Annotated in this window: 1 protein-coding gene; it reads right to left on the bottom strand. The window is 64.2% G+C overall.

Translation table 11 applies throughout. The features are described from left to right. Positions 1–164: 164 nt before the first annotated feature. Positions 165–791, bottom strand: a 627-nt coding sequence (locus NKJ89_RS35620) for a multicopper oxidase domain-containing protein (protein ID WP_352609080.1), incomplete at its 5' end; no start/stop codon positions are given.

The raw sequence follows: 791 nt of genomic DNA on the forward strand, positions 1-791 counted from the left end.
GAGCCGAGCGTATTGCCGATCGTGGCGACCGCGAGCAGCAACCCCGGATCACCGCGGCCTGATGCAATCATGCCGGCAAGCACCACCTCCGATGAGACCGGCAGGATAGTTGCGGCAAGGAACGCGCTGAGGAACAGCGCGCCATAGAGCGCAGCCACCTCGGCCTATGCCTGCACGTCAACAATGCCCATCATGCCGAGCTGCTCATGCTCGAGGATGTGGCAATGATACATGCGCGGCCCCGGCCGGTCCTGGCGCAACAAGAGCCGCACCGTCTCGCCGCGTGCCACGTTGACGGTGTCCTTCCAGGCCAGATACGCAGGCTTCGAGACCTTGCCATCGCGTTCGTGCTCGACCACTTGAAACTGCGTGCCATGCACATGGAACGGATGGTCCATGTCCGCCTTGTTGACGATCTCCCAAAGCTCGACTTGTCCTGCCTTGGCGACCACGTCGATGCGGTTCATGTCGAAGGCCGCGCCGTTGATCAGGAACCCCATCTCCATGCCGCTGGCGTTCATGGCCATGGTTTCGGTGAACACGAAGCGCCGGCTGACGGCAGGGGGGCCGAGGGGCGCGATTGGCCGCAGCCGGTCTGGCAGCAGCGGGACCGGCTCGGCCGGTGTCCGCGAAACATTGACCGTGAGCAGCGTCAGGCCTGCATCGGCAGGACGGCCTGCGCCCATCCAGCCGCGATCGTAATCGAGCGTGTACAGCGTTGCGGGGCCGGGCTTGTCGAATGACACGATCAGTTCAAGGCGTTCGGCGGGACTGAGAAGGATCTCGTCGGC

Origin of the sequence: Mesorhizobium sp. M0047 (assembly GCF_040323315.1) — a bacterium.
Taxonomy (GTDB): domain Bacteria; phylum Pseudomonadota; class Alphaproteobacteria; order Rhizobiales; family Rhizobiaceae; genus Mesorhizobium.